The sequence below is a fragment of the Grimontia sp. SpTr1 genome, from assembly GCF_947387585.1.
Classification (GTDB): Bacteria; Pseudomonadota; Gammaproteobacteria; order Enterobacterales; family Vibrionaceae; genus Enterovibrio; species Enterovibrio indicus.
Window position 1 is genome coordinate 161793 of sequence record NZ_CANDOD010000004.1, and the last position, 21414, is coordinate 183206.

General features: G+C 49.1%; 19 protein-coding genes. 12 read left to right on the forward strand and 7 right to left on the reverse strand.

The features are described 5' to 3' along the window. Positions 1–52 precede the first annotated feature (52 nt). The 5 genes from QL223_RS09280 to QL223_RS09300 all read left to right on the forward strand — a co-directional run bounded on the left by QL223_RS09280 (position 53) and on the right by QL223_RS09300 (position 5035). The gene (locus QL223_RS09280) at positions 53–1096 is read left to right on the forward strand and encodes a substrate-binding domain-containing protein (RefSeq protein ID WP_002536660.1); all 1044 of its coding nucleotides are present in this window, start codon (positions 53–55) and stop codon (positions 1094–1096) included. Then, complete coding sequence (locus tag QL223_RS09285; RefSeq protein ID WP_002536662.1) at positions 1096–3594, forward strand: EAL domain-containing protein; 2499 nt, start codon at positions 1096–1098, stop codon at positions 3592–3594. Before QL223_RS09280 ends, QL223_RS09285 begins: the two co-directional genes overlap by 1 nt. A 232-nt stretch (positions 3595–3826) precedes the next feature. After that, positions 3827–4141 carry an antibiotic biosynthesis monooxygenase gene (locus QL223_RS09290; RefSeq protein ID WP_002536663.1) on the forward strand — a complete coding sequence of 105 codons (315 nt, stop codon included), beginning with the start codon at positions 3827–3829 and terminating at the stop codon, positions 4139–4141. Positions 4142–4186: 45 nt separating this feature from the next. Further along, on the forward strand, positions 4187–4663 hold the full coding sequence (locus QL223_RS09295) for a peptide-methionine (S)-S-oxide reductase (RefSeq protein ID WP_281544598.1): 477 nt from the start codon (positions 4187–4189) through the stop codon (positions 4661–4663). Positions 4664–4684: 21 nt separating this feature from the next. Beyond that, entirely contained in the window at positions 4685–5035 is a 351-nt protein-coding gene (locus tag QL223_RS09300) for a rhodanese-like domain-containing protein (RefSeq protein WP_281544561.1), read from the forward strand. Between the two features lie 43 nt (positions 5036–5078). Here QL223_RS09300 and mltC read toward each other — a convergent pair whose 3' ends face one another. The 4 genes from mltC to QL223_RS09320 all read right to left on the reverse strand — a co-directional run bounded on the left by mltC (position 5079) and on the right by QL223_RS09320 (position 11974). Further along, on the reverse strand, positions 5079–6194 hold the full coding sequence (gene mltC / locus QL223_RS09305; protein ID WP_281544562.1) for a membrane-bound lytic murein transglycosylase MltC: 1116 nt from the start codon (positions 6192–6194) through the stop codon (positions 5079–5081). 198 nt (positions 6195–6392) lie between these two features. Then, positions 6393–7580 carry an L-2-hydroxyglutarate oxidase gene (gene lhgO, locus QL223_RS09310; RefSeq protein ID WP_281544563.1) on the reverse strand — a complete coding sequence of 396 codons (1188 nt, stop codon included), beginning with the start codon at positions 7578–7580 and terminating at the stop codon, positions 6393–6395. A 101-nt stretch (positions 7581–7681) separates the two neighbouring features. Further along, positions 7682–11449 carry an EAL domain-containing protein gene (locus QL223_RS09315; protein WP_281544564.1) on the reverse strand — a complete coding sequence of 1256 codons (3768 nt, stop codon included), beginning with the start codon at positions 11447–11449 and terminating at the stop codon, positions 7682–7684. A 162-nt stretch (positions 11450–11611) separates the two neighbouring features. Next, positions 11612–11974, reverse strand: a complete 363-nt coding sequence (locus QL223_RS09320) for a nucleotide pyrophosphohydrolase (RefSeq protein ID WP_281544565.1) — start codon at positions 11972–11974, stop codon at positions 11612–11614. A gap of 218 nt (positions 11975–12192) precedes the next feature. Between QL223_RS09320 and QL223_RS09325 the strand changes: the two genes are divergently transcribed. The 7 genes from QL223_RS09325 (at position 12193) to QL223_RS09355 (ending at position 19019) form a co-directional block, all read left to right on the forward strand. Beyond that, positions 12193–12771, forward strand: coding sequence for a DedA family protein (locus tag QL223_RS09325; RefSeq protein ID WP_002536673.1), 579 nt, complete (start codon positions 12193–12195; stop codon positions 12769–12771). A 47-nt stretch (positions 12772–12818) separates the two neighbouring features. Next, positions 12819–13895, forward strand: coding sequence for a D-alanine--D-alanine ligase (locus tag QL223_RS09330; RefSeq protein ID WP_281544599.1), 1077 nt, complete (start codon positions 12819–12821; stop codon positions 13893–13895). Between the two features lie 42 nt (positions 13896–13937). Then, on the forward strand, positions 13938–14477 hold the full coding sequence (locus QL223_RS09335; RefSeq protein ID WP_002536677.1) for a DinB family protein: 540 nt from the start codon (positions 13938–13940) through the stop codon (positions 14475–14477). Next, positions 14478–15233 carry an NRDE family protein gene (locus QL223_RS09340; RefSeq protein WP_002536678.1) on the forward strand — a complete coding sequence of 252 codons (756 nt, stop codon included), beginning with the start codon at positions 14478–14480 and terminating at the stop codon, positions 15231–15233. A gap of 332 nt (positions 15234–15565) precedes the next feature. Then, the gene (locus tag QL223_RS09345; RefSeq protein ID WP_002536679.1) at positions 15566–15991 is read left to right on the forward strand and encodes a YHS domain-containing (seleno)protein; all 426 of its coding nucleotides are present in this window, start codon (positions 15566–15568) and stop codon (positions 15989–15991) included. A gap of 34 nt (positions 15992–16025) precedes the next feature. After that, positions 16026–17771: a lysophospholipid acyltransferase family protein gene (locus QL223_RS09350; RefSeq protein ID WP_281544566.1), complete on the forward strand. Its 1746-nt coding sequence runs from the start codon at positions 16026–16028 to the stop codon at positions 17769–17771. A 312-nt stretch (positions 17772–18083) separates the two neighbouring features. Continuing rightward, positions 18084–19019, forward strand: coding sequence for a 2-dehydropantoate 2-reductase (locus QL223_RS09355; protein ID WP_281544567.1), 936 nt, complete (start codon positions 18084–18086; stop codon positions 19017–19019). Between the two features lie 47 nt (positions 19020–19066). Here QL223_RS09355 and QL223_RS09360 read toward each other — a convergent pair whose 3' ends face one another. The 3 genes from QL223_RS09360 to QL223_RS09370 all read right to left on the reverse strand — a co-directional run bounded on the left by QL223_RS09360 (position 19067) and on the right by QL223_RS09370 (position 21322). Then, complete coding sequence (locus QL223_RS09360) at positions 19067–19582, reverse strand: outer membrane beta-barrel protein (protein ID WP_002536683.1); 516 nt, start codon at positions 19580–19582, stop codon at positions 19067–19069. Between the two features lie 194 nt (positions 19583–19776). Continuing rightward, positions 19777–20484, reverse strand: a complete 708-nt coding sequence (locus QL223_RS09365; RefSeq protein ID WP_002536684.1) for a hypothetical protein — start codon at positions 20482–20484, stop codon at positions 19777–19779. A gap of 79 nt (positions 20485–20563) precedes the next feature. After that, positions 20564–21322, reverse strand: coding sequence for an isocitrate lyase/phosphoenolpyruvate mutase family protein (locus tag QL223_RS09370; RefSeq protein ID WP_002536685.1), 759 nt, complete (start codon positions 21320–21322; stop codon positions 20564–20566). Positions 21323–21414 lie beyond the last annotated feature (92 nt).

Genomic DNA, 21414 nt, shown 5'->3' on the forward strand with positions numbered 1-21414 from the left:
ATTCAAGACTTTTATCATCTTTTTCTTCGCTACAACGTGTTCTGCCGAAACGATGACAGCGTACTACGTTGCTTATGCGCAGGAAAAAGTGAGAAGAGCGATATCTGAGAATGCTGTCTGGCGTGGCCCTACGACCGGCCCAAGTATCGTGAGCGACAAAAACATTATTTTCGTTGCTTCTGACTTGAGAAATGGTGGGGTGTACGGCGTTGGGAAAGGGATGTCTGAAGCCATTTCCAATATCGACTGGCACCTTAGGTTTATTGATGGGTTTGGCTCAGAGGTTCGACAAGGAGCAGCCATCAAGAAAGCCATCAGTTTCAAACCGGATGCGATTGTGCTCGGTGGCATCGACGCCCAGCATCACAAAGACGTTCTTAAGATAGCCAAGAGCCAAGGGATCGTGGTGATTGGTTGGCATGCAACCGAGTTAGCAGGTGGGAACAGCGAACTGGGTCTTTTCATGAACGTCACTACAGATCCGCTCGCTGTTGCGGAGATTGCCGCCATGCTGGCTATCGTCAACTCCAAAGGGCGTGCAAAAACCCTGATATTCACAGACCCCAACTATAAAATTGCCACCATCAAAGCGAACGCCATGGCGGACACCATCCGGCGTTGTGCAAACTGTGAAGTTTTGGAGGTCAACGCGCTGCCGCTGGATAAAATTGCCGAGCAGATGCCAGTAACGTTTGAAGGCCTTTGGAAGAAATATGGCGCAGATATTACGCACATCCTCGCCATCAACGACCTCTATATTGACTATGTTATCCCTTCGCTAGAAACAAACGTTGAACAGCAAATTCATATACCGCAGAACATCTCTGCCGGTGACGGAAGCCGTGCGGCCTATAAGCGCATCAATAATGGCAGCTTCCAGTTAGCAACAGTTCCAGAGCCTCTCTACTTGCATGGTTGGCAGATCACGGATGAACTGAACCGCGCATTCAACCAACTTCCCCCGAGTGGATATTCCGCGCCTGTACACATGGTGACACCAGATAATGTAAGTGAATTGATTGGCAAGCAAGAACGTGGTGTGTACGACCCGAAAAATGGCTACCGCGATGCCTACCTCAAGATATGGAAGCCATGATGAATCTGAACAATACCAGCATTACCCAAAGGCTTATCATCTCAAGCCTCATCTCTCTCCTGATGGTGAGCTTCGCTGTTCTGATCGTCATTCGTTCCCTGTTCTATGTCGAATCCACGCTGAAAACAGAAACTTCCCGTCACGTTTCTGAGCTGATTGTGAACTCCGAAATCAGTCGTCGCGTCTTTGCATTGACCTCACGGGTCAAGCTATTGGAACAAACCTTCCTGTACAGTGAAACTGCGCTCTCTGAAGAAGCGTTTAACATTGATTTCCAACTGCAAAGGCTAAGAGATCTCTCTACGAATCAGGATTTTTCCTATCAAATAGATGCGTTCATCGACAACTTCCACCGCTTTCTCGGCAGCTCTCTGGCGCTGAACCGGATCCTAAAACAGACCAAAACCATTGATGCGACCTTGGCCGATCAACTCGACGCGCTTGAGGTGGCAGTGGCAGCGAGCAAGTTAGAACACCTCGGCGAAGAAGAGGTGACTATCTACAACAACGAGCTCGATATTATCGCCATGCTTCGTGAGTCATTTCTGATGGTTGGCAAAATGTTGGGGGATATTCATAGCCGCATTACGCCCGAAACCGAAAAAGTGCTGCTCATAGAGGCTGAAAAGGAGCTGGATATTCTTCAGCTTCATCTGGAAAACGTGGACATATCCACCATGGCAGTCCGAACGCAGAAAATCGCAATTAAGCGGACCTTAGAGCGATACCATGCGACGCTCAGGAAAATCCGCGCCAACCTGGACCAGCGTTGGATTGTGATGGCGGCACTTGTTCAGGCTCAGGCAGGTTTGCTTGAAATGGTGGAAAGCACGGAATCCCGTGTGCAGGAGCAAACCTTACAGCTCACCACCCAGTTAGAAGATGTGATCACTGAGTCTCGCTTCAACGCTATCATCATTAGTCTGTTGGCATTTTTGTTCTCTGTACTGCTGGTTAATCACGTTGTCAGCAGACATATCCAGAAGCCTTTGGACGATCTTAAAGATGGATTCGATCGCTTGGTTTCCCATGGAACCAAACGGCCCATTGATTTGGGACGTACGGATGAGTGGGGGCATATTGAGAATGCCTACAACAACATGGCAGCGAGATTGTCTGAGGCTTATCAGGCCATTACCGAAGAGAAAAAAAACTTCGACTTTCTTGCCCATCATGACCCGTTGACCCGCCTGGCGAATAGATTACTCGCGACGAAAGAGCTGCGTAACCAAATCGCTGACTCCAAGGAGAATGGCACCAAATTCCTGCTTCTTTATCTGGATATTGATGAATTCAAAACCATTAATGACTCCCTGGGACATGCCGCGGGAGACAATTTGCTGGTTAACGTGGCGGAGAAATTGACCAGATTGATTGGTGATTCCGGCTTTGTCGCGCGCATGGGGGGTGATGAGTTTATGATCCTCATTCCTAACACTCACTTAGAGCAAGGGAAGCTCATCGCGCAGCGAATTAATAAGGCAATTAAGCAGCCTTACTACATTGAAAAAAATACAATTTTTGTATCAACCAGTATCGGTATCTGTGAGTTCCCTGACCACGGACATGATGGTGAAACACTGATCCGGAATGCAGATACAGCGATGTATTACGCGAAACGCAATGGTCGCGACAGTTACCGTATTTATACGGATGAAATGACCACAGAAGTGAACGACATCATCGAAACCAACCGCGGTTTAAACCATGCGGTTCGTCGAGATGAACTGACTGTTTTTTTCCAACCCAAAGTGAACTTAGCATCCGGCAATATTGTTGGTGCAGAAGCTTTGGTGCGGTGGAAGCATCCTAAACTGGGCTTGCTTCCGCCGTCTGCTTTCATGGAAGTCGCAGAGAAATCTGATCTGGTTGTCGACATCGACAAATGGGTGTTTAGCAAGGTAGCCAGATTGGTCACAGAGTGGAAAAACGCGGGTATCGACACGTCAAGTATCCTTATCTCCGTTAACTTCTCCGCAAGAATGTTCTACATGACAGATTTGGCAGAGCAACTGCAAAAAATCCTCGATAAGACAGATTGCGAGCCGAGTCAGCTGATTTTGGAAATCACGGAACGCGACATGATGCGGGACTTTGAAACCTGCGTCAGGACAATCGAAACCCTGCACGCCAAAGGCTACAAAATCGCGATTGATGACTTCGGTACGGGTTACTCCTCGCTCTCTGTGCTTAAGAATCTGTCCGCCGATTACATCAAGCTCGACCGCAGCTTCATCAAAGACGTTCACTCATCATCGTCGGACTATGAAATCACCAAAGCGATTCTCCAACTGGCTAAAGTGCTGGATTTATCCGTGGTGGCAGAAGGGGCAGAAACTCGACCGCATGTCGATACATTGCGTCAGCTTGGGTGTGCTTCGGCTCAAGGCTACTATTTTGCCAAACCGCTGCCCGTTGATGGTTGGCTTGACTACTTGGAAGAAAATAAGCGCAAGGCCAGTCAGAGTGACGTTATCAGGCTGAAATCCGTGACATAAAGCCTTGCTATTGGCGGGTATTGAGCGGCCGAATAGTATCACTCTGTACATTGTTATGAGGTAGCTTTTTCTCTCGATTCCAACCGATAAACATGATTCATAAAACAGCCCTTCAAGGGCTGTTTTTCGTTGGAGAGGATGAAGATGTATGAGGACTAGCGGACAAATTTCACCAAGTGGGATTTTACCGTGTTAAGGTTTTCAAAGTTCAGCGAGTAACAAGGAGTTTGAGATGATCGCAAGGGAATGGAAAGCGCGGTGCCCAAAGCATCATGAAGAGGGTTTTATCGCTTATCTTTATGAAACCGGAGTGAAAGAAACGTCTGAGACTGAGGGCTTTCAGGGGGCGCAGATCTTCAAGCGCGAGATGGATGGAAATTCAGAAATCACTTTAATCAGCTACTGGAAAGATCTGGAGTGCATTAAGGCCTTTGCGGGTGAAGATATCGGCATTGCCCGTTTGTACCCGGAAGATGAAAAGTATGAACTGAAACCTGACTTTCACGTGTCTCACTATGAAGTAGTTGAAAGTCGTTTAAACCAATAAACAAGATACTCATTAACAATGAAAAAAGCTTCGCCAGAAAAACCGTTGGAAGAGATCTACTTTGCAGGTGGCTGCCTGTGGGGCGTGCAAGAGTTTATGCGCCACTTGCCAGGTGTGATATCCACTGAAGCGGGAAGGGCTAACGGCACCAGCGATTCAACGGCCACACCTTATGATGGTTATGCCGAATGTGTGCGAACACAATTCGACCCTTCCACGGTCTCTGTCATGACGCTGATGGGATATTTCTTTGAAATCATCGATCCGCACAGTGTGAACCAGCAAGGCGAAGATGTCGGCGAGAAATACCGCACAGGCATATACAGCAACCATCCAGAGCATTTGACTATTGCCCGCGAATTCATTGCGGCCAGGGAAGATGCGGAAAAGATTGCAGTGGAAGTATTGCCTCTGAGTAACTATGTGCCGAGTGATGATGAGCATCAAGACAGGCTGACCCGTTTTCCTGATGACTATTGCCATATCCCTCTGGATTTATTGCATAAATATAAGAAGAAATAGATTAAAGCCAAGGATGAAGGAATGAACAGAACAATCGCATTAACCCTGACACTTTGTAGCGCCTTGCTGGTGCCGCCTGTGGCTTCGGCAACGGAGCGCGCCGAGTATGGTTGGGAAATGATTGAGCAGGGCGCGATGGTGGTGGATGTTCGTATTCCGGGTGAATTCGATGATGGCCACCTGAGTGGCGCGGTGAATTACCCGGTGACGGAATTGGATAAACACATCCAGAGTTTAGATAAAGACACACCGCTGGTATTGTATTGCCGAAGTGGTGTTCGCTCAGGTGCGGCGTATCAATACCTGCTGAGCAAAGGCTTCACCAATCTTCACAATGCAGGTGGATTCGAAGAGATGAAAAACGCGAAGTAACTGACTTCGCGTTTTTCTGTTATACAGTCCCTAACGTACCGGCCTAGATTTTCCCTTCGTTAAAGTCTTTTTGGAAGTAGAGCACCTTCTGTAGGTAGCGTCTCGCCTCGTCTTTCGGGTGTCGGGTAGTCAGGGCATCATAGACCTGACGCGGAGACTTGCGGTTAAGCTCTACCATCGCCTGTTTGCGATCGTTATGGAAGGTCGCCAGAACACCGCCTGTGCCGCCGTTGTAGGCGGAAATCATGCTGAAGTGCTTGGATGACGCATTCTTTACATCACGCAGATAACGGGTTTTCAGAATGTGCAGATACGCCGTGCCTGTGTCGATGTTATTTGCGGGATCGAACAGGTACTCCTTGGTCGGCATTCCCGGCTTTTTCTTCACCAGATTAAACACATCCGCGCCTGCTGTTTTCGGGATCACCTGCATCAAGCCGTATGCGCCCGCATGGCTGACTGCATAAGGGTTAAAGCTGCTCTCGGTTTTGATTACCGCGTAAATCAGATCTTCTGGAATGTCGTAACGCTTTGAGGCGTCGCGAACATAGTGTGCATACTGGTATTCACGCTGCTCCAAATGGTCTTTCACCATATCAATCTGCACGTAATAAGCTTTGCCACGTTTGATGGGTTTACTTTGCAGCTTGTTGTTGATGAGGTAATCCGCAAAGCGGTTTGCACGCCATTCCCATTCAATTGATTTGCCTTCCTGATCGACAATCTGACCGAGGAAAAATGGCTTTCCGGTGAGCTCAATATCTTTGTCCGTAAACTGCTCGACGTGCTTCGGATCAGCAGGCATTAATACCGTTTGAACGATGGCTTTTTGCAGCTTCTCCATCGGCTGGCGTTGGGCAACGGTCGAAACGTAGATCTTACCTGCCTCAAAGTCGATGTGCGCACGGGTTTGGTAACCGTCCAGATACTTCACATAGCGGTGTTTGCTGGACTCGACATACTCATCGTCGCCCCATTGCTTTTTCGCTTCTTTAGCAATGTAAGCGAACAGGGCGTTGATTGCCTTTTTGTTGGCATCAGACACGGGTTGGCTGGTCACTGGTGGCGGTGTGTTATCGCAGTTGCAATCCGGGGTTTCGGGCGCTGCCGAGCAGCCAGCAAGCAGAGTCGCTGACAGCAGAAGAATGGCTTTTTTCATAGTGAAGATGGCTGTTCTTTGTTGTTTTTTGTTAGTGAACAAACGGGTGTGAAAACCTGTTTGATACGTCCTACAGGATTTAGGCGATGATGCTATGCCTGAGCTTTAAAAAAGAAAAGAGATTTGTCGGTGTAGATGAAATTAAAGAAAGAAATTTTGCGCTAACACACAAGGTGTTAGCGCGCTTTTTGAGCAGGTTTAGTTGAGTTGTTTGACGATATGTTTCGCGATAGGAAAACAGGATGTCGCTGCTGGTGAGGGGGCGTTGCAAACCACCAAGGCATGCTCGGTCTTGTGGAACAGGAAATCATCAACCAGATCACCATTTTGGTAGACTGCCTGAGCACGAATACCGGAAGGGTAAGAAAGTAAATCCTGATTGGTCAGGGATGGGCAATACTTCTGCACTTCTTTTAAGTATCCCGGTTTCCAGAACCCGTTCCTCAGCTCTTTCATCGCCGATTTGAAGTTGCGGCGAATCACTTTGTAAAAGCCTGCGTATTGCAGCATTTCAACCACGTCAGCCGGAGAGAAAGAAAAGCGAGAGTATCCTTCACGGGCAAGACTCAACACCGCATTCGGACCAACGGTGACTGAGCCGTCAATCATCTTGGTCAGGTGGACACCAAGAAATGGCAAGGCGGGATCAGGAATCGGATAAATCAGGCTGCTGATAATGGCATTGTGTTCAGTCGCCAACTGGTAGTAATCGCCCCGAAACGGCACCATTTGGAAATCGGGCGTTTCACCCAGCATACGCACAATGCGGTCTGACATGATGCCTGCGCAGGAAATCAGTTTGCCGGTATGGAAAGTTTGCTCACCTGCCACCACGGTCACGGCATCTTTAGATTCCTGAATATATTCAACGGGATGACCGTAGAACACATCGCCACCTCTCTCCTTGATCATACTTCCGAGTTTTTCGCAGATTTGGCGGTAGCTGACGATGCCTGTTGAAGGGACAAAGATGGCACCAAGCCCACTGATATTTGGCTCTTTTTCCCTAAGCTGTGCGGCGTCCAGCACATCGAATTCCAGTTCGTTGTCAGCCGCCCGGATTTTTAATGCTTCCATGCGCTGAAGCTCAATCTCGCTGGTGGCGACCAGCAGCTTGCCGCACTCTTCGAAAGGGATATGGTGCTCGGTACAGAAGGCTTTGATGGCCTGATTTCCTTCTTTGCAAAAGCGGGCTTTCATACTGCCGGGCGTGTAGTAGACACCGGCATGGATAACACCGCTGTTGCGTCCGGTTTGGTGACTGGCGGGTTGGGTTTCTTTTTCGACAACCACGACCCTGGCGTTGGGCTCACGTTCTTGGAGCTCATTGGCCACACTGAGGCCGACGATACCCGCGCCGATGATCAAATAATCACAATTCACCATGTGTCAGTCCCTGCTAAAGACGCTCGTGAGAGTGATGATTGAATGATAAATCGACAGCGATGGGAAGATATGTGCGGTGAGTCTGTGACGGGGATAGGTTGTTAACCCGCTGTCTTTCTTTTGCTTAAACCTTCTTTCGCGTGTGTATTCCCCAGCCCCACTTTGGAGGAAGAAATGATCCTGGCGAGGGGAACAGGTTCACCGTATATGTAGCCTTGTGTGTAATCCAGTCCAACTTCCATCACCTGGCGTAGGTCTTCATCAGAATTGACTTTCTGTGCTGCGGTTTTGACTTTGAGCGAGTCGCTGACTTGTTTGATGGATTCAACGATACGCCTGTCGACCTTGCTCGATTTCATCATGGAGATAATGCTGCCATCAATTTTGAGCAGGCTGATATTGAACTTGCGCAGATACCCGAACGACGTCAACTCGGCACCGAAACTGTCAACGGCGACTTCACAACCCAGTTTTCTTAACGAAGAAACAATCTGTTGTGATCGCACGGTATCAATCAAGAGGGTGCTCTCTTTTACTTCGATACAAACTTGTTGGGCAGGCAAGGCGCTTTTCTTGACCAAACCCAGACAATAGCTCATGAAACTGTCGTTGTAGAAAGCCCCTGAAGAGATGTTTACCGCGACCGACATGCCGGTTTGCGCCAGTGCAGACGCTTGCGTGACCAGCACTTCATTGAAGACCCAGCGCTCAATGCTGATCAATCGGCCAGTAGGTTCTGCGGCGGCCAGGAATTCCGCGGGTAACAAGAGATCGCCATCTTCCGTGATCAGCCTGACTAGCAGCTCATGCCAGGTTTGATCTTCCTGATTGGTAGGAACGATAGGCATGCTTAAAAGACTGAATGAATTCGTAGAGATGGCGGTATCAATACGCTGCAGCAAAAAGTCGCGACGGAAAGAAATGCCGTCCTTAAGCAAGGATGCATCAAAGATTGAAATAGCGTGCTGACTGCCCTCAGAGATCGACTCCAATGCCACCTGCGCTTGATAGATGAGCTGGAATGGTGTGTTGTTCGGGTCGTCTGCTGCAGTCAACCCCATTGAGCATCCTAATGGATAGGAAAAGTCACCTTGCTGGTACTTCAACGCGCCAATTTTTTCTGCCAATGTGACCAGAGAGGAACGAGCGTGTTCGACGGATTCATGTTCCAGCAGCATGCCAAATTGGGTATCACTGATTCTGGCAACGCACTGTTTATTACCCAGCGCCTTGATTAAAAGTGCCGCCGATTTAATGAGCTGATCACGGATTTGCTCGCCGAAGGCATCTGTCAGAATGTCGAGCCCACTGATTTCTATCACCGCCAGTGCATGCGGCTCTGTGCCCTTTAAGCTGTCGATGTGGCTTTGTAATCTATGTTCAAACGCGCGTTGGTTTGGCAACTTCGTGAGCGTATCTATCGCTGACTTCTCTTCCAGCCCTGCAATTCTCTCTTCTACCGTCGCTGTTTGATAGTGGAAAGTCAGCACCCAGCCGCTGGGTGCTGCGCCATCGAGGATGACAGGGGTCGCTTCTAAATATACCAACTTCTCCTGATTATGTTCAGTTTGCAGGGTAAAGGTGCCCCTCAAACGGAAGTCTTGGTGGTAGGCCGAGAGTAGGTGCGCAAAGGTGTATTGGTTCTGGCGATCAAAGATATTGAACTGTTCGTCGATGTTAGTACCAACCAGCTCTTCTGGGGAGAAGCCAGTGAAGACCGAAGCATGGCGGTTGATAAAGGTTATCCGAAGCAGGGAATCCAGCGCGACGATGCCATCTGTGACGGATTCCGCTGCCGTGGCCAGCAAAAGGTTTTCACGTTCGAGTTGTGCGTTTTCCCGCTGGATTAAGGTTGTTTCCTGACATAGCCCGACCAAACGGGATCCCGATTCAGAGTGAATGACCCTGGCCAAAATATGATGGTACACCACATGTCCATGCGCGTTTTGTACCTGGATGTTGAAACTGAGTTGATCGTTGTTCATACGGGTGATGTTGAACATAGAATCAAGCTGATGGCGGTCTGAAGGCAGTACTTTTTCCCGCCAAAGAGATGTCGTCATATGCTCGCCATTGTGCAGCTCAAACAAGGCGTACATTTCTTCGTTCCAATAGAGCTGTTCTGTTTCAGGCGTGTATTCCCACAGGCCAAAATCACACACCTGACCGACCAACTCTGTTTGTTTGGCTGCCATGGCTTCTTGCAGGGACAACGCTCTTTCGTCATCAATGTCGGTAATGGTACCAATCACTTTGGTCGTCATGCCGTGGCTGTCATATTCAATAGGTTGACAGTTGTCCCTTACCCAGCGATATCGCTCATTATCATCCAACAAGCGGTATTCGATGGCCCCTGAGTGTCCCCCGTTTTGGGTTAACGTATGCTGGTATTCGCGCAGGTCTTCAGGGTGAATACGGGACATCCATTCGTAAAGGCGTTTCACTTCAGTGGCTTTAATGCCAATGGCTTGCTCGGAATTTTCGGAAAGTTGCAGGTATTTAGTGTGGCACTCCATTTCATAGACGGCGGTATGGTTAATGCCGAGGGCGAATTCAAATTTCTTGGACCACATTTTCCGCTCGTCATCAAAGCGCCGGTCTTTATCAATATCCTGCACTTGATAGATGTATTGCTGGGTGTTACCCGTCCATTTGTCCCGGATGATTGAAACGGCAATACGTGTCCAAACGACTTGCTTGTTTTTACGGGTCAGGCGGACTTCTGCTTGGAAGTTACTGATTTTACTTTGAGCAAGGAGTTGGAGCTTTTCATTTGCGGTGTCTTTGTCGCGGTGAAAAACTAACTGGCGGAAGGTTTTGTTTTCCAACTCTTCCCCAGTGTAGCCAATCAGGTCAATGAAGCTTCGATTCGCATTACTCATTTTGCCATCAGGCTGCACCATTACTGTACCGATGACAGAAGACTGCATGGCGTTTGAAAACAACTCTGCGCGCTCATCACTCATTTTTTGAATGTGCAGTAGACGTGCTGATTTCACCGCTAGAATGGCACCCAGTAACATAGCTCCACTGATGGGAAGAAGCAGAGCGGTTGGGTTGGAAGGTTCAACTGAGAGCGATAAATTCTCTCCCGGGTTAACCAAGAGCAAATCCAAGGTAACTGATACGACAAAGGCGGTAAAAAACGCTGAGAGTCTATCTAAGACAGCACCAGCCAATGTTAACGCGATAGCGATAGCAATGAACGGGAAAGCGACATGGGTGAGCAGCCACCCAGAAAGCGCTGCGATAGCGAAGATAGTGAGGACGGTCGTGGGTCGATAAATGCTGGAAGGCAGCTCTTTATCTCGCTGCAGCAAGGTATAGATCAATGGGGTGATGGCGAGAAAACCGATAACATCTCCCAGATACCAAGCCGGAGCAACGACTTCAAAAGGAATGGATAATTCTCGATTGAGTACCCAACCACCGAGCACCGCGCCCGAAATCGGCACTAGGATGACCGTAAATAAAACAAAAAAGCTAAACGCTTTAAGAGAAAGGAAAGGTTCAGCGTATCGACTTATCAGCACCAGAGACAGGCTGCCAAGAATGATGGTCGTGCTGTTTGCGGCTGAGAGTTGAATACTTTGTAGAGGGTCATCACCGAAAATAATATTGGAAAGTAAGATGGCAACAAAAGCAGTGCCAACAAGGGCAAAACGCTGGCTGGGAGGAGCCAGAGCGATCATGGCGATACTGAAACCATTGGTATACCAAATAAACGCGGCGCTGTTGGGTTGGCGTAAAAAATAGATGGCATACAGCGACTCAATCAGACAGCCCAGAAACAACAGCATCACGCGGAGCAAAACCGCATTCTCTGGAAATACGTCCTTAGAAGATGGGGGCGCTGTCGATGGCGTCATTCTGTCATCCGAACCATGAGTCAAAAAAGGAAACTCTCCCTTTCGGCAGGCGCTGACAGCGAAGCCACACCTTAAAGGCAGAGTTATGTCTCAAAAGTTTAGATGATGTCTCATTGTTGTGCCGAGAAAGACCGGCTGTTTTACAGCGCGTTATTCGTGATGTTACAGCTCGTTATATTTGACCGCTTTCCCAAAGCACTTCTCGGGTGGGTATTTCTTACGGTTGTGCGCAATCTTTTCATCACAGGCTTTTTCTAAGTCCACGCCACAACGGTCGGCAATACGGATGAGATAAAGTTGAATATCCGCCAGCTCATGCTCAAGCGCCTGACGCTTTTCTGAAGGGAAATTTTCTGCCTGTTCCGGCGTCAGCCACTGAAACAACTCTGCCAGTTCGCCCACTTCGCCGCTCAAGGCCATCACAAGATTCTTGGGGTTATGAAATTGCTCCCAATCACGTTCGCGCGCAAATTCGGTCATCTCAGCTTCCAAACGAAGGAATGCACTTTGGGGTTTATCAGTCATTGGGAAACTTCCTTTCAATCAATAGCACTCTAGGGGCAGTAGTGTGTCATGGATTGAAGCACGGGAAAACTGAAGCGTTGGATTGCCTCCATAGTCACTAAATAACTGGTTTACCTGTCCTATTTTTGTGAAAGCAGGGAATTTATCTGCCCAGTGAAAGCAATGACGCGCTAATCCTGTCTATTCTGTAAGTAGAACCATGGAGCTGGGTACCCACTTTGAATGACATCACCGCCACATTGCTGACGTTTTCCCCTGTGACCCTCTTTTTCGCGGTGATCCTCCTGTCTTATCTACTCGAAGATTTGGCCATTGTGACGGCAAGCGTTGCGGCGTCGCAGGGTGTGATGTCTATCCCTGCCGCACTGGCGGCGATTTTTGTTGGCATCGCCACAGGCGATATTGGCTTGTATGCACTTGGCTTGTGGGCTCGCCGCTGGAGAAAACTGCGCGGATTTTTACTGACCAAGCCGAGCGTGAGAATGATACGCCGCAAACTGCGTGCCCATGCGTTTGGCAATTTGTTCCTTATTCGTTTTGTGCCGGGTCTAAGGTTTGTGGGTTTTTGCCTCAGCGGTTTTTTCCGCGTGGGGCTGAAGCCATTTTTATCTGCTGTTTTGGTGGCGACCGCGCTCTGGACGGCATTGGTTTTCGCGCTGGTTTACCAGTTGGGCGAAATTGAATGGATTAATAACCACCTCAGTTGGGGGCTTATCCCGGTTGTGGTGCTCTTGCTCATTGCTGTCAACCGCGTTGCAGGGAGCAAGCTGAAGGAGAAAGCCGTTTGCACAGATTAAAGCTGGTGGAAGAGAAAACGTCCCCTGCCTTGCCGGTTAACCATGGCATGCCGCCTCTAGACATGAGCGGCAAGCCGGTGTCGTTTTTTGAATTCTGGCCGGGTTGGGTGTTTTACGCTCCGGTTGCCCTGCAATGGATTTGGAATGGCTTGAAATACCGAAGCTTCGGGTTGCCATTGGTGGCAAACCCCGGGATTGATTTAAGCGGCATGGTGGGTGAGTCCAAGGACGCCATCTTGTCGTTGGCGGGTGAAACCGCCAAACCTTGGATCCTGCCTTACATCATGTGGGAGAAGACGGCAATGCCGCCTGAAACACAGGCGCATCAAGCCTTGACGGCATTACACAAGGCGGGGCTCGGCTTTCCTGTTGTTGCCAAGCCGGACTTGGGGTGTCGTGGTGCAGGCGTGCGTTTGGTGGAAAACAAAGGTGAGCTGGAAGAATACCTTCGCCTGTTTCCTGACGGTGCCCGCTTGATGCTGCAGGAAAAAGCGCCTTATAACGCCGAAGCAGGCGTGTTTTACGTGCGCTACCCAGGTCAGGAGAAAGGACAGATTTTCTCCATGACGCTCAAATACAACCCGTTTGTGGTGGGTGACGGCGAAAGTAACCTCGCACAGTTAATTGATGAAGATTCGCGCGCCGGAAAACTTTCCCACCTCTATCGCTCACGCCATGAAGATAAGCTGGATTTGGTACTCGCCAAAGGGGAAACCTTCCGCCTTGCGTTTGCCGGTAGTCATTCTCGCGGAGCGATTTTCCGCGATGGACGTGACTATATCAGTGAAGCGTTAGTCGAGCGCTTGGATGAAATTTTTGATGATTTCCCCGGTTATCACTATGGACGGATTGATTTGAAGTTCCGCGACATCGCGAGCCTGATGCGTGGCGAGGATTTTGTGCTTTTAGAAGTTAATGGTGCCAGCAGTGAAGCCGCCCATATCTGGGATCGTGGCGCGACCATCAAAAGTGCTTTCAGTACCTTGCTGGAACAGTACCGCATGTTGTTTGAGATAGGCAACCTGCAACGAAAAGCGGGGCATAAAGTACCTTCGTTGATGGACTTGTATCGAGCATGGCGCAAGGAAAAAGCGCTGGTGCGTGATTATCCGTCGACCGATTAAAACAAGAAACAATCGAATAAAGCATCGATTTGAGGGGATTCCATGTTAGCAAGAGACTCCAAACCATCACTGAACGCACCTTATGCCGTCGAGGTAGAAGGGGGACTGGATGTGGCGGCACAGGCGCTTGAGCTTCTTCATCAATTGTCAGATGACCAATACCAGTTCGTTGCTGCGCCTTATTTGCAAAGCTCGATTGGTCAGCATATGCGCCATATTCTGGATGTCTTTCATGCGGCTTCTGCACAGGAAATCGACTATGACGTTCGTCGCCGTGCACATCCTGTCGAAACGGATCGGGAAATAGCGATTTCGGAATGGAGACATCTTTGCGAATGGCTGGAAAGTCTTTCAGAAGCTGATATGGACTCAGCCATCAATGTGCGACATGAGGTGAGCCTGAACCGTCAGGCAGCGGCCACATCAGCGTCAACGCTGGGTCGCGAACTGGCGTTTGTTTCCAGCCATGCGGTGCATCATTTTGCGCTTATCCGCGTGAGTTTGAGCGCACAGAAGATCAGTGTGGCAGAAACCTTTGGCCTTGCGCCTGCCACCCTCAGTCATTTTCGTGGAGAACAGTAGATGTGTACTGTCAGTTGGCTGTTGCACGATAACGGTTACGACGTTTTCTTCAACCGCGATGAGCAAAAGGGCCGTGCCATTGCGCGACCACCGGAGCGATTTCGCGAACAAGGCACCGAATTTCTCATGCCTGTAGACCCGGATGGCGGCGGTACCTGGATCGCCACCAACCAACATGGTCTCTCTCTTTGTCTACTGAATTACTATCAGGGTGATATTCCCGAATTGCCACTCATCAGTCGTGGCTTGTTGGTGAAAATGCTGGCACCTTCGTCGTCAGTGGCAGATGTCGTCAGCACACTCAATAACCTTCATATGGGCTCTTATGCGCCCTTCACCCTGCTGGTTTTCGCACCGGATTTGAATGCGCACCACGGTCACGTGATTGCTTTCCAGTGGGATGGTCATGTTCTCACGCAGCGACCCAGCGTTGAGCCGATGATTTCTTCTTCCGTGGCATTTCAGGAAGTGATGATTGCAAGGCGTGAAGCTTTTAAAAGCATCATGACCGAACCGCAAACCGTCGAGAAAGCATGGGCATTTCACCGCAGCCATGTGCCGGAAGCGGGCTACAAATCTGTGTGTATGCACCGGGACGATGCCAACACAGTGAGCTTTACACACCTCAGCGCCACACCGGGGGCAATGGAAATGGTGTATGTCGATGGTTCACCGTGTGAAAACGTTCCAACGGCGACAGAAACCTTGATTCGAAAAGTACCAAACATGCGTTTGGTTGCCAGCGAAAAAAGGTGAAATTTTTACCTCCCCGATAGGTTCTTATATAGGGTCTGTTGACCTTTGGTGATGATTTTTGCAGCAGTTTGTGGGGACTTTATACAAGGCAGAGGCTTTGATGTGTAGCTGGCCTACATGAGAAGCCGATAACGCAGGAGAAAGTCCCCACAAACGCTGCCCGAAGGGTTCTGCCCTAAGCGTTTTATGCTTTGTTGAGGTGTATTTGCTTAGAACAACTAGGCGGCATACACCTCGCCGCGCCTAAAACGCTTATGGCTAGAACAAAATTTCACCACCAAAGGTCAACAGACCCTGGCAAGCGAACCTGCCCAAAATAAAAGGAGTGAAAGATGTCTCGCGTACTGTTACTGCTAACTTTGTTGTTCTCACCACTGACTTTCGCCGCCGATGTTTACACTGGCTTTTTCAGCAGCAAAGCGGTGAGTGGTTATGACACTGTGTCTTTCTTCGACGGCACACCAGTCAAAGGCAAATCAGATTTCAAAACCGAATATCAGGGTGCTGATTGGTTGTTCTCCAGCCAGGAAAACCTCGACAAATTCCTCGCTGACCCAGAGAAGTATGCACCGCAATACGGTGGCTACTGTGCATGGGCAATCGCTGAGAAAGATGATCTAGCGCCGGGTGACCCTGAGTTTTGGACTATCGTCGATAACAAGCTGTACCTGAACTATGACGATTCTGTTCAGAAAGCATGGGAAAAAGACATCCCGGGCTTTATCGATTTGGGTGACAAAAACTGGGCGAAGCGCTAATCCAGCCTGTTAACCGCTAAAAGGAGAGTCATCAATGATCAGTCCCTTTCAGATCCCGAGAAAAACGCCGTTTGGTGTGATTGAAAAAGCGCTGGAGTCAGTGACAGGTCTCCGGGCTTTGGATAAGCACTACCGCCGCCGTCCGGAAGGGATAGATACCGATCATTTTCTCTCCTATACCCTGGATGTGCTCGGCATTGACTACACCGTCTCTGCCGAGGACATGAAGAATATACCTACCACTGGCAGCACAGTGGTGGTGGCCAATCATCCGCTCGGTGGTGTGGAAGGGGTGATCCTCGCCAAACTACTGCGTCAGGTGCGCCCTGATATGAAAGTGCTGGCCAACTACTACCTCAAACGTATTCCCGAACTCAGTGACATCTTTATCGGCGTCGATGTGTTTGAAGGGGAGAGTGCGCGTAAGGCGAATTTGAGAGCGTTACGCGAAGCACACCAACATGTCAGCGATGGCGGTTTGCTGCTGATTTTCCCAGCCGGTGAAGTCTCGACCTTCGACGAAGATGGACAGCTCAAAGACAAGGCGTGGAGCCGTTCAGTTGCTGCCTTGGTCAAGAAGCACAAAGCGACGGCGTTACCGGTTTACATTGGCGGTCAGAACAGCCGCAAATTCTATCGGGCTGGGCGTATCCACCCGCTGCTCCGCACCGCAATGCTGGCGCGTGAATTGCTCAATAAACGCGGTGACTCCATCCCACTTTCCATTGGTGAACCTATCCCGTGGAAAGAGTGTCGTGCATTTGAAAATGACGACGCCTTGGTCAATTACCTCAGGCTCAATACTTACTTGCTCAACCGTGAACAAGCGGTGACGGCTGTTGAGTTGGAACAGACAGGCGAACCCATCATTGCGCCGCAGTCTGTCGATGCGATAGAACAGGAACTGACAACATTACCAGCGCAAGCAAAACTTCTGTCATCCAATGAGTTTGATGTTTATTGCACGGAAAGTACGCATATTCCGGTGATCCTTCAGGAAATCGGCAGAATGCGCGAAGTGAATTTCCGCGCTGTCGGTGAAGGCACTGGCATGGCTTGTGATATCGACGAATATGACGATTACTACCTGCATCTGTTTATCTGGGATCGGGAAGCGCGGCAAATGGTCGGCGCATATCGCTTGGGTAAAGTGCAGGGAATTGTGGCTGAGAAAGGGTTGAATGGACTCTATTCACGCAGCTTGTTCCAATACGACGAGCGCTTTGTTGAAAGCATGGGTAACTCGCTGGAAATGGGCCGTTCGGTGATTGATGAAAAGTACCAGCGAAGCTTGTCAGCCTTACTGCTGCTCTGGAAGGGGATTGCAGCTTACGTGAGCAAACATCCTGATATCACCACCCTGTTTGGTCCGGTCAGCATTAGTAACGATTATCCGCTAACAGCACGTCGTTTGTTGGCCGAGAGCCTGAGCGTGCACCACTACGACGAGGACATAGCGCAGCTGGTGGCACCGACCACACCGCTGGAAACATCCGCACCTGTGCCTTGGCATACCTCCATGCTGGCAGGATTGGGTGATTTACAGCTGTTATCGCGAGTGATCAGCCGTATGAGTCAGGGGTTGGGTGTGCCAGTGCTATTGAGACAATATCTTGGTCTGAATGGCAAGCTGGTGTGCTTTAACGTGGATCCTGCGTTCAACAATGCGTTGGATGGCCTGATTATGGTGGATTTACGCAATGTGCCTGCTAAGACGCTCGGCAGATACATGGGCAAAGAGCAAGCGGAAACCTATCTCGACCACCATCTGCAAAAATAGATGGTATCTGTTTTTTACTGGAAACGTGTTTTGGCGACAATTCCTCGCTAATCAATTTAACAATCAACGTCCCAATAACGGTACTTTTTTTTAATTGTGCTGTGTCATCATTATTGCTCATGTCTGGTTACTCCCTGGGCTGAATACAGCGGAGCTTGCGCGGTTAACATGCATCCATTGTACTTTCTGTGTCTCAAATCGACCTCGGTTAGGCTCAATGCAGGCTAAACGCTCCATGGCTCCTAAATCACTTTAACTATCAGTAATCCTCTATTTTCTGAGCGATTACCCCAACAAGATAGGGAATGAGTTATGCGAATTGCGATGCTAGGAGCTGGCGCAATGGGGTCTGTTATTGGAGGGCATTTAGCACTTACTGATAACGATGTGGTTTTGATTAATATTGATCCTGAATTTGTAGAAGCAGTAAACAAATCTGGGTTGATATTGGAAACAGGTAATGCAGAGCACATCGTGAAAGTGCTTGCTGTCACTGAAACACAACACCTCGAGCCATTTGACTTAGTAATAGTGTTGGTCAAAAGCTTTCACACCCAAGCAGCGATTGAGTCAGCCATTAATCTGGTGGGAGAAAATACCATGGTCATGTCTCTGCAGAATGGCTTAGGGCAAGAGTCTTTGCTATCAGAGGTAGTAGGCCGTGAGCATGTTATTGCGGGAAAAACCTATGTCGGTGGCATGATGCTGACTCCAGGAAAGGTTAAGGCCGGCGTCGCGGATAAAGAGACGATTATTGGTGAGATTGATGGTCAACTGACCCCAAGAATCAAAGAAGTTGAGCGTATCTTTAATGACGCTGGTCTGAAGACGGTTGCCACTGACAACATCATGGGAGCAATGTGGGATAAGTTATTGATTAATGTTGCCGCAGGGGCGCTCTCAGCTATTACTGGATTGAATTTTGGTAATCTCTACGACATACCTTCAATTAAACAAACAGGTGTTGAGGCTGTTGCTGAGGCAATGAGAGTGGCAAGTGCATTGGGTGTGACACTGTCATTAGCCGATCCTGAGGAAGCATGGGTCAAAGCATCAGCAGGACTTCCTTTTGACTTCAAACCCTCTGTTCTTCAAAGCATCGAAAATGGAATGACGACTGAGATTGATTTTATCAACGGCTTTGTGGTTGGTCAGGGGAAAGCGGTAGGGATTCCAACGCCGGTTAACGCCACATTGGTTGCCTGCTTAAAGGGCGTAGAGAGAGGACTCAACCCTAAAAAAGCTTAAATTTCAAAAAAAGCGCCAGAACCCGGCGCTTTTTATGTTCATAACAGTTAGAAATTCAGGCTGGCACCGACACCAACAGAGCTAGTTTCTGCACTGCCCGCATCACGGTAAGTCAGTTCTACTGCAAGGCCAGGACCAATACCCGGAGACAGGTTAATACCTACCGCGCCCAGCAGACCCCAACCATCTTCTTTTTCCATCGCATAAGTATTGTCGTAATAGTTGCCACCGCCACGTACATACACATCACCCAGGACGATAGGAATGTTCACCTGAAGTGCTAAAGGGATTGAGGTAGAGGTGAAGTCTTGATCGACGCCGTTTTCATCTGGAATATCGGCGGTGGTTTCGCCGTAGCCAGTGTAAATACTGGTGAAATCATTCAGGTGCAGTTTACCGTTGATGGCCCAGAAGTAACCGGTGGCGCTGCGGCCTTTGTATTTCACATCAGTGAGCCCAGCGTCTGCCCCCACTGAGAGTGGGAGAACCAGCGCAGAGGCTGAAGTAGCAAAAAGCGCTGAGCTCAATGCGGCCAGCGTTATCAGTTTCTTAGATTTAGCCATGTGGTCACCCTGTAGCAAGTTTGCGACAAAACATATGGAATTCAGTTTAGGAGTGAATCGGCGGGAAAGTGGGGCAACTGGGCAGCTTTTGGCAACAAGATCAGATATTTGTGAGCTGTACCCAAACAATCTGCTGTGGAAGTGACAAAAACGGCACCCGAAGGTGCCACAATCAATGGGGAGGGGAGGCTGTATCAGGCGGCAACCAGCGCAGAAATCACGCCAATCACACCACCGAAAACACCACCCCAGACGACCAGCCAACCCAGGTGCTCGCGGATCATCTTCTGAACGATTTCTTTGACCATTTCTGGTGTCAGCTCATCCAGGCGTTGCTCGATAACAGACTCGATGTTAGCCGTGATGTCGCCCATCATTTCCGGTTGTTCAATTTGGCCTTTCAGCGCTTCACGGAAGTTATCCTGCTGAGTAATGTCGACCACTGAGGTTTTCATTTTCTCTACGAATGGCTGACGCAGTGGTGCCAGTGCTTCCGAACCGCCCATCATGGCAAGCATGCCACCAAATGGACTGTTGTTAATCACTTCCACCAAGCCATCAAACGTTGGATTGAAGTCGATTTGTTCAATCACAGGTTCAAGGTTCAAAGCTGCACCGCCAGACATTTCTTTATTCAGAAAACGATCAACATTTTCCTTGGTGAAGAACTGATCCATCATCAATGATTTGATGCCAAGCTTGAACGCCTCAAAACGTGCCTGAATAACGCCAGAACCGTAAAGCCCCGGCACCTTTTCAAACAGCATGTGTACAGCCAGCAAGTTGGTCAGCGAACCTGACAGCGCAAATAAACCACCATAAAGTGCCAGTGGCTCTTCAAAGTAGTAACCCGCAGCGAACACGGCTGCTGCGATAAGATTGGTCAAAAAGCTTTTGTTCATTGTTTTTGCTCAATTTGTGTACTTGGAAATGGCGATGATTTTAGTCAAAGCGAGGACAACGAACAATATGGCTTTTCACTCAAAATAGCGGAATGAAGGATTGGCTATCGCGAATCTCGCTAAACACTCGTCTCAGTGCTTCTTGCGAAAAACTGTGCGCGTAGTTCCCCATGCTGACCCGATTGACACCCAGTCGTTGCAGTGCGCCGAATTCTGGCAGGGTCGGTGTACACATCACATTGAGAGGAAGAGCACAGGCATCAACTGCAGCTTTGATATCTTCCGGCTTCGAGATAAAAGGTACAAACAGACCATCAGCGCCTGCATTGGCATAATGCTGCGCCCGCTCAAGCGTTTCTTCCTTCGCGTTATCTAACCCAAGTAAAAACGTATCAGTACGGACATTGATAAACACTTCTCTTCGTTGACTGCCCACCAACTTGATGACATTCCTAAGTTTCTGTTGGAATTCCACCATGCTTTCGAGCTTTCTCTCGCCTGCCAGCACCTTGCTGTCTTCAATGTTGATGCCTTTGACGCCCATCGCGATGAGTGTGCGAATATTCCCGGCAATTTGATCTGCGCTTTCCCCATAGCCAGATTCAATATCCACATTCAGTGGTAAGGTCGAGCATGCAAGAATCCGCCTGACGACGAACAAGAGCTCGTCGAAGGTCATGGCTTCGCCATCTTCATAACCGAGTGAGTGAGCGATGGCAGCGCTGGAGGTCCCAATTGCAGGATATCCTTCAAATTCGGCAGTTTTGGCGCTGTTTGCATCCCAGACATTTGCTAATACATAAAGGTGGTCATGAGTAGATAGTTGATAAAAATCCATGCGGTACTCCGTTTTTCTGTGTGAAGTTGGGAATACTTTATCGAGTTTATTTCAGGTCTCTGGCTGAAAACGGAACTGAACCCAAACGATTG

Bases quoted from the DNA above. Each gene is read 5' to 3' on its own strand.
- QL223_RS09355 (WP_281544567.1), top strand. From the start codon at position 18,084: ATGCGAATTGCGATGCTAGGAGCTGGCGCAATGGGGTCTGTTATTGGA.
- QL223_RS09290 (WP_002536663.1), top strand. From the start codon at position 3,827: ATGATCGCAAGGGAATGGAAAGCGCGGTGCCCAAAGCATCATGAAGAG.
- QL223_RS09285 (WP_002536662.1), top strand. From the start codon at position 1,096: ATGAATCTGAACAATACCAGCATTACCCAAAGGCTTATCATCTCAAGC.
- QL223_RS09320 (WP_281544565.1), bottom strand. From the start codon at position 11,974: ATGACTGATAAACCCCAAAGTGCATTCCTTCGTTTGGAAGCTGAGATG.
- mltC (WP_281544562.1), bottom strand. From the start codon at position 6,194: ATGAAAAAAGCCATTCTTCTGCTGTCAGCGACTCTGCTTGCTGGCTGC.
- QL223_RS09300 (WP_281544561.1), top strand. From the start codon at position 4,685: ATGAACAGAACAATCGCATTAACCCTGACACTTTGTAGCGCCTTGCTG.
- QL223_RS09335 (WP_002536677.1), top strand. From the start codon at position 13,938: ATGTTAGCAAGAGACTCCAAACCATCACTGAACGCACCTTATGCCGTC.
- QL223_RS09370 (WP_002536685.1), bottom strand. From the start codon at position 21,322: ATGGATTTTTATCAACTATCTACTCATGACCACCTTTATGTATTAGCA.
- QL223_RS09360 (WP_002536683.1), bottom strand. From the start codon at position 19,582: ATGGCTAAATCTAAGAAACTGATAACGCTGGCCGCATTGAGCTCAGCG.
- QL223_RS09340 (WP_002536678.1), top strand. From the start codon at position 14,478: ATGTGTACTGTCAGTTGGCTGTTGCACGATAACGGTTACGACGTTTTC.
- lhgO (WP_281544563.1), bottom strand. From the start codon at position 7,580: ATGGTGAATTGTGATTATTTGATCATCGGCGCGGGTATCGTCGGCCTC.
- QL223_RS09345 (WP_002536679.1), top strand. From the start codon at position 15,566: ATGTCTCGCGTACTGTTACTGCTAACTTTGTTGTTCTCACCACTGACT.
- QL223_RS09350 (WP_281544566.1), top strand. From the start codon at position 16,026: ATGATCAGTCCCTTTCAGATCCCGAGAAAAACGCCGTTTGGTGTGATT.
- QL223_RS09365 (WP_002536684.1), bottom strand. From the start codon at position 20,484: ATGAACAAAAGCTTTTTGACCAATCTTATCGCAGCAGCCGTGTTCGCT.
- QL223_RS09280 (WP_002536660.1), top strand. From the start codon at position 53: ATGACAGCGTACTACGTTGCTTATGCGCAGGAAAAAGTGAGAAGAGCG.
- QL223_RS09330 (WP_281544599.1), top strand. From the start codon at position 12,819: ATGCCGCCTCTAGACATGAGCGGCAAGCCGGTGTCGTTTTTTGAATTC.
- QL223_RS09315 (WP_281544564.1), bottom strand. From the start codon at position 11,449: ATGACGCCATCGACAGCGCCCCCATCTTCTAAGGACGTATTTCCAGAG.